Raw genomic sequence first — 6,555 nt, 5'->3', positions numbered from 1 at the left:
AGGCCGCTCACGCCGAGGCGCTGGCCACCGTCGCCCGCGACGCGGCCGTGCGGGCGGCCTGGGCGGGCGGAGTCGGCGACCCGGCCGTGCTGGCCGTCTGCGCGGGCACCGACTCCCGCACGGTCACGGCGTTGGTCGGCGCGGCAGCGGCAGCGGACGACCCGGATGCTTGCGCGCGTACCAGGACGTGAGCAGCTGCTCCACCGCGACCAGATGGAAGTTGAGCTGGTCGAACAGCTCCCGTACGTCGTCGTCGGAGGCCGTCAGCCGGAAGGAGTCGACCAGGGTGGTGATGGAGTCGGGGTCGGCATAGGGACGACGGCCGGCGCGCTCGGCGCGTTCGTCCTCGAACGGGCTGAAGATGGAGTGCGTCATGGTTCCCCCTAGGCGGCGAACATGCCGGTCTGAGCGATGAGCCGGAGCAGGGCCAGGTCGTCGACGTCCATGTCCTGCGCGTACGCGTCGAACAGCTCTCCGGCGCGCCTGCGGTTGACCTCGCGGGTGTGCCGGGCCGTCCAGCCGAGCGGCGGGCGCAGCAGCAGCGACCACAGCGGGAGCAGCCGCGCGCCGCGCCGCAGCTTGTCGGTGAACCCGCCGACGCCGAAGTCGATCTCCTGCAGGTGCCTGGCCAGGCACATCCTGACCGGGGCGTGCGACTGCAGGACCGGCTGCTCGGCGAAGTGGCCGGTGCGCCGGGGGTCGACCGTGATGCGGTGGGCGACCAGGCCGTCGCCGTGCTGGAAGACCAGCCGGTAGCCGATCGTGGCGCCGTTGTGCGTGCAGAGGATCACGTGGGCCGAGCCGGCGAGCGGCGAGGCGAGGTAGCGGCGCAGCTCGCGCTCGGCCGCGGTGGCCTCCTTCGGCGTGGGGTGCAGGCGGGCCAGGTCGGGCAGCAGGGCCGCCGTCAGCGGCAGCACCTTGATGGCCCGCGCGCCGTCGGCGAACACCCGCTCCTCGCGCCGGGCCAGCGTCCGGCTCGACCGCTGCAACGCGCCCAGGTGCTCCTCGAAGGTGGCGCCCTGGATCCGCAGGACCGTCCGCGCGTGGGTCAGGATGAGGGGCGCGCGCGGGAAGTAGCGGGTCAGCCGGCCGGCCGTGGGCCCGTCGAGGTAGAGCACGGCGGCGGTGCCGTCGTCGGGCATGGCGTACTGGACGGCCCGCGCCCACAGGTGCTCGTCGTCGGGGTGGCAGACCGGGACCGTGCGGTATCCGGCCGTCGCGCCGATGAGCGTGACCCGCCCCCACGCCTCGGGGGTCCGCAGCCGTCCGCCCCGCAGCATCGAGCCGAACAGCCGGGCCGGGTCGAGCATCGGCCGGGCGGGCGCCCGGTCGTAGTGGCTGACGGGCACCACGGTCCGCAGCGACGGCCGTCCCGCGCCGCCCACCCAGCCGAGGACCACCCCGTGCCAGGCCGCCGCGTCGGGGTCGGCGTGCGCCTGGTGCCAGGCCCGGCTGTTGAAGAACCCGGCGGCGGTACGGGGGGCGAGCTCGTCCCACCGCGCCGGAGCCGACCGGAGGGGCGCGGTGGTCAGCCGCACCGCCTCCACACCCGGCCGCTTCGGCGCCTCCTCGTAGAAGGAGACGGCCGCCGTGCCGGCCCTCATCGAACGGCCTTCGCCATGCTGGGCGGCATGACCGGCCGGCTGTCAGCCGCGGCGGCCTTGTCCGTCGCCTCGTCGGGCTCGGCCTCCGGGGCGGGCTGCGGGGCGGGCGGGGCCTGGGGCGGCAGGGGCGTGGAGTAGGGCGTCAGCGCGGGCAACGGCTCCGACCGGTCCTGCGACGGCACCGAGTCCGACGGCACCGGGCCGGCCGGCGACTGCGACGCGGCGGCTTCCACGGGCGAGGGCTGCGATCTGTCGTGCGAGGCCGTGCGGAGCACCGCCTGCCGCGCGGCGCTCTCCACGGGCAGGGCCGTCGGGTTCGGCGCAGAACCGGGCGGCTCCGGCGTGGACCGAGGCGCCTGGGCGGACGGCGGCAGGGGCGCGGGGGCCTGCACGGGGTTCGGCATCGGATTCGGCAGGGGCCCGGGCCGGGTGTGCGCTCCCGGGACCGACGGCAGCGGGGGGATGTACTGCGGCGCGGCGGTCTGCACCGGCAACGGAGTCGAGTACGGCCGCGAGGCGGGCAGCGGCTCGGGCGTGGAGTTGGGCGCGGAGGCGGCCAGCGGTTGCGGCGTGGAGTGCGGCGCGGAGGCCGGCAGCGGTTGCGGCGTCGTGTGCATCGGCGCGGCGGGCCTCGGCTGCGGAACCGCGGTCCGGGCCGGCTGGGCGGTCGGTTGCGGCATCGCCGTCTGAGCCGGCTGAGCCACCGGCTGGACCGGCTGGGCCTGCGACGGCTGCGGGGCCGGAATCTGGACCGGCTGGGGCTGGGGCTGGGACGGCTGCGGGGCCGGGATCGGGATCGGCCGGGGGGCCGGGGTCAGGGTCGGCTGAGAGGCCGGCGGAAGGGTCGGCTGGAGGTCGAGGGCCGGTTCCGGTTCGCGGATTCGCTGGATCGACGGGGGCAGGAAGGGCCACTCCGCCGGGATGTACAGGTGGGCGGCGCGCAGGTGGGCGGCCCTCAGGTGGGCGGCGCGCAGGGCGCACTCGCGGGGGTTGCGGCCCGTGACGACGGCGCGGCCGCCGGGCTCGTAGCGTTCGAGCCAGCCCGCGTACGGCAGGTCGTCGTCGAGGTCGGCCAGGCGGGGGGCGCGGATGTCGACGGGGGTGACGATCGCGGCGCGGCGGTGGCGGTGCCGGGTGGCCTCCGGTTCGCGGCCGCAGCTGATGGCCGCCGCGGCGGCCGGGAGGTTGACCCCGGTGACCAGTTCGACCACGTGGCACAGCAGCGGGTCGGGCGGCCCGGCCCGCAGGCCGGTCACGATGGCCCCCTCGTCGGACAGCAGCAGGCTCACGCCGCAGTGCCCGTCCTGGACGCCCACCGCCGACACCGCGGTCGCGATGACCGCCGCCGCGTCGGCGTCGTCGAGAAGCGGGTCGGCGGCGTCGACGATGTCGTACTCCCCGAACCGGCGGATCACCGCGACGCCGATCGGCGCGCCCGAACGGACCCAGCACTCCACTGTGACCGGTGCGCCCACCGGAACCTCCTCGACGAGAACGGCGCCGCTGTCACCCGTCGCGGCCTGGGCGCCGGCGAATCCGGCGGGGATGCCGGCCAGATCGTCCACGCGCCGCCGGGACAGGTTCCCTCCGGGGGTCCGGGCGACGAACAGGACGGGGCAGCCGATGAGCCGGGCGGCCCGGTTCGCCTCTTCGGTGGAGACGGCGAGGATCGACCGCGGGGTGCGCATGCCCCCGGCGGCCAGCAGGACCTGGGTGCTGAGGGGGTCGGCGCTGCCGATGGCGGCCGTCTCCCCGAAGGAGGGTAGCCCCAGCCGCACGGCCGCCGCCGCCGCGACCTCCTGGTAGCGCGGCTCCCAGCAGATGACGCCGTCGACGCGGCGGGAGAAGCCCTCGACGGCGGCGGCGACCGCGGACGGGGTCATGGCCGGGACCCGCAGCCGGTCGGTGTGTCCGGACCGGCCGGCGGAGACGTCCTCGGTGTCGACGAGCACCACGTCGAAGCCGCCCTGGCGGACCTGGGCCAGCAGCGCCGCCGCGTCCTCGGAGCCGCCGGAGCCCACCAGGGCCACGGTGCCGCGGTGGGGAGTGGGGATGCGCGCGCCGCCGCGGTGCGGCCACGGAACCCGGCGGGCGAGCGCCCGGCCGTTCACGACGCGACGCCTGGTCAGTCCGTCCCTTTCGCCGTTCATAACGAACAGGTATTGCACGTTCACTTGACTGCCGCCTTTACGAAGGAGGGTTCGCGCGGACTTGATGCAAATGATGTTGGAAGTATTGACAGGCCGATGTCAAGAAGAATTGTGACGGAGGGGGAAATGCATATCTGCCGTGATCCTTTTACGGGACATAACCCCACATACCAGGACGATCCGGACTCGCGTAACTCAAGTCACTCGCATTTCTGTAAAGGAATTTGACAAGAAGCCTTACAGCATGACCGATACCCCGACCTGCAGTGACGACGTGCTGGAACGCAACAGCGCAAGAGTGACCGAAATCCGACCCTATTGCGAAAGTGGAGAAAGTAATTAAGATCTCAACTTGTGTCAGATAGTTTGTCAGAACGCGAAAGGAGGGTCATATGAGCATCCCGGCCGACGCCGTGACCCGAATGGTCCTCACCAACGACGGATCAACGACGCAATTGCTTTCCGCGTTACTCGGCGTACCGCTGCGCGTCCGTGTGCTCGACCAGCGGGGGCTGCCGTCCTCGCAAGTGCGGCCCCGCGCGGCCGTCAAGGCACTCGTGGCCGGCGAGGGCGACGAACCGCTCGTCGTCCGTAAATCGCAACTCGTCCGCCCGGACGGCAGGGCCATCTCGGTCAACACGGTGATCATGACGTCGAACCACCTGGTCGCCCGCAGCATCGTCGACGGCGGGGGCACCCCCCTCGGCCGGGTGCTGCAGGGGGCAGTCGAACAGCGTCGGGTGATCACCGAGACCGGCTGCCGGATGAGCGAATGGGGCGGTGTCGGCCGGCCCAGCGTCTACCGCTCGTATCTCGTCTTCGCTGGAGGCAGGCCATTCCTCCACGTGGAAGAGCAGTTCCACCCCGCGATCGTGACGCCCATCCGGGACCTCCCCCTCCTGGAGGAGGACCCCCGGCCGTGGCCCGCGAAGAAACGTCCAGCGCACCCCCGCCGAGGACCCGCGATGCAGACGTACATCAGCGACACCCTGGTCTCCCTCCCCCAACCCACCCCCGCCCGCAAGCCGGCCGAATGAGCGTTCTCACCCAGCGGCGCGGTGACGACGGCCTTCCCCCGTTGCTCACCGACCCGCCCCGCCGCCTCCAGGGGCGCGGACGACCGGCGCCCAGCTCCCACAAGCGCAAGACCACCTACCTGCCCGTCATCGTGTGCGCCGGCATCATGGGCATCACCATGGCCGACACGCTCGCCGCCACCCTCGGCGTGCCGCAGGTCGCCGACAGCGGCTTCGGGCCCAAGTCACCGATCGACACCCAGTGGCTGCTGACCGCCTTCGCCCTCCCGTACGCGGCGCTGCTGCCCGTAGGGGGGCGGCTCGCCGACGTGTTCGGCCCGCGGCGGCTGCTCACCATCGGGCTGTCCCTGTTCTCCCTCGCGGCGTTCTGCACGGTCATCACGCCCCTGTGGAGCCTGCTGCTCGCCGCCCGCGCCGCGCAGGGGCTCGGCGCCGCCCTCATGGTCCCCGCCTCGCTGGCGATGCTGCTGGCGACGGTGCCCACCACCCGCAGAGCCGCCGCCATCGGCGTCTGGAGCGCGTCGACCGGCGTCGCCGGCACGCTCATGTACGCCCTCGGCGGCTGGTTCAGCCAGAACATGGAGATCGGCTGGCGCGTGCTGTTCGTGCCCAGCGCGTTCCTCACCCTGCTCCTGCTGACGCTGTCGATGACGCTCCCCCGGCCGCCGCACACCCGTGGCGCGGTGCCCGACATCATCGGCTGCCTCCTGCTGGGCGCCGCCCTCGCGATGCTCACCTGGGCGATCGTCCAGTTCCCCCGGCGGGGCTGGGACCCGTACGTCATCGGCGCGGTGTCCGGAGGGACTCTGATGCTGCTGGCGACGATGGCCCGCTCGGCCTACCACAAGGCCCCCGCCATCGACCTCGGTCTGTGGCGCAAGGGCCGCTTCGCCCTCGCCGGAACCCTCTCGGCCCTGTACGGCCTGGTCTCCCTCCCGATCCTGGTGATCATGCCGCTGTTCCTCGGCCAGGCGATGTTCCGGTCGCCGGAGCTGATCGGCGCCGCCATCGCGCCCAACGCGGCCGGTGTCCTCATCGGCAGTGTCGTCGCCGGCGGCCTGATCAAACGCCGGGGCCCGCGCGTGGTCATCTACCTGGGCGCGGTCATCATCGCCGGAAGCTGCATCGGCCTCCTGCAACTGGTCATCGGCACCGGCAGGCCGCTCGACGTCCTGCAGGTGTGGCTGCCCCTGAACGCCGCGCTGGGTCTGGGCTTCGGCCTGCTCAACGCGGGCTCGTCGGCCGCCGCCGCCCTGACCGCCGGCCCGGAGCGCTACGCCACCGCGGTCGGCGCGACCATGTCCGTCCGTCAGGTGGGCGGCACGATCGGCATCGCCGTCACGGTGGTCCTGCTCGAACGCCCCCTGGTGGAGGCGCCGATGCCGGGCTACACGAGCGTCGTCCTCGGGTCACTGGGTCTCGCGGTCTTCGCGGGCTGCCTGGGCCTGTTCTTCGGCGCCGCGAAACCCCCGGCCCCGGCCCGGTCCGCCAAACGCGCCCCGAGCCGACCCGAACCCCGCCCGACCCCTCGCCCCGCACCCCGCCCCACTCCGCGCCCCGACCGTCCGGTCGCACGCACCCCCGTCCACCCGCCGATCCCCCTGCCGCGCCGCGCCGTCCCCATGTCGGCCCCGGTCGGCGACGAGGTCGCCGCCGAGATGCTGCGCACCCTCAAGGAGACGACCAACCGCATCAACCTCATCGCCGACGTCCTGCTGGACCAGCAGCGACCGACGCGGTGAGCCGCGAAACCAGCCTGCCCGG

At 73.4% G+C, this 6,555-nt stretch carries 5 protein-coding genes; 2 read left to right on the top strand and 3 right to left on the bottom strand.

What is annotated here, in order from left to right:
• Positions 1–123 precede the first annotated feature (123 nt).
• From FDA94_RS04905 to FDA94_RS04895, 3 genes are read right to left on the bottom strand one after another with little or no spacing between them, the layout of a single operon-like run.
• Positions 124–375, bottom strand: coding sequence for a hypothetical protein (locus FDA94_RS04905; RefSeq protein WP_062431507.1), 252 nt, complete (start codon positions 373–375; stop codon positions 124–126).
• An 8-nt stretch (positions 376–383) separates the two neighbouring features.
• The gene (locus tag FDA94_RS04900) at positions 384–1,604 is read right to left on the bottom strand and encodes a GNAT family N-acetyltransferase (protein WP_137245786.1); all 1,221 of its coding nucleotides are present in this window, start codon (positions 1,602–1,604) and stop codon (positions 384–386) included.
• Positions 1,601–3,754, bottom strand: a complete 2,154-nt coding sequence (locus FDA94_RS04895) for a hypothetical protein (protein ID WP_137245785.1) — start codon at positions 3,752–3,754, stop codon at positions 1,601–1,603. Before FDA94_RS04895 ends, FDA94_RS04900 begins: the two co-directional genes overlap by 4 nt.
• A gap of 392 nt (positions 3,755–4,146) precedes the next feature.
• Between FDA94_RS04895 and FDA94_RS04890 the strand changes: the two genes are divergently transcribed.
• Entirely contained in the window at positions 4,147–4,791 is a 645-nt protein-coding gene (locus tag FDA94_RS04890; RefSeq protein WP_137245784.1) for a chorismate pyruvate-lyase family protein, read from the top strand.
• Positions 4,788–6,533 carry an MFS transporter gene (locus FDA94_RS04885; RefSeq protein ID WP_170990783.1) on the top strand — a complete coding sequence of 582 codons (1,746 nt, stop codon included), beginning with the start codon at positions 4,788–4,790 and terminating at the stop codon, positions 6,531–6,533. Before FDA94_RS04890 ends, FDA94_RS04885 begins: the two co-directional genes overlap by 4 nt.
• The last annotated feature ends 22 nt before the right edge of the window (positions 6,534–6,555 follow it).

Source organism: Herbidospora galbida (assembly GCF_005233835.1).
Taxonomy (GTDB): domain Bacteria; phylum Actinomycetota; class Actinomycetes; order Streptosporangiales; family Streptosporangiaceae; genus Herbidospora; species Herbidospora galbida.
The sequence above is the reverse complement of the archived record's forward strand: the minus strand, read 5'-3'. Positions and strand labels throughout refer to the sequence as shown.

Coding starts and splice junctions, on each gene's coding strand:
- FDA94_RS04900 (WP_137245786.1), bottom strand. CDS start 1,604: ATGAGGGCCGGCACGGCGGCCGTCTCCTTCTACGAGGAGGCGCCGAAG.
- FDA94_RS04885 (WP_170990783.1), top strand. CDS start 4,788: ATGAGCGTTCTCACCCAGCGGCGCGGTGACGACGGCCTTCCCCCGTTG.
- FDA94_RS04895 (WP_137245785.1), bottom strand. CDS start 3,754: ATGAACGGCGAAAGGGACGGACTGACCAGGCGTCGCGTCGTGAACGGC.
- FDA94_RS04890 (WP_137245784.1), top strand. CDS start 4,147: ATGAGCATCCCGGCCGACGCCGTGACCCGAATGGTCCTCACCAACGAC.
- FDA94_RS04905 (WP_062431507.1), bottom strand. CDS start 375: ATGACGCACTCCATCTTCAGCCCGTTCGAGGACGAACGCGCCGAGCGC.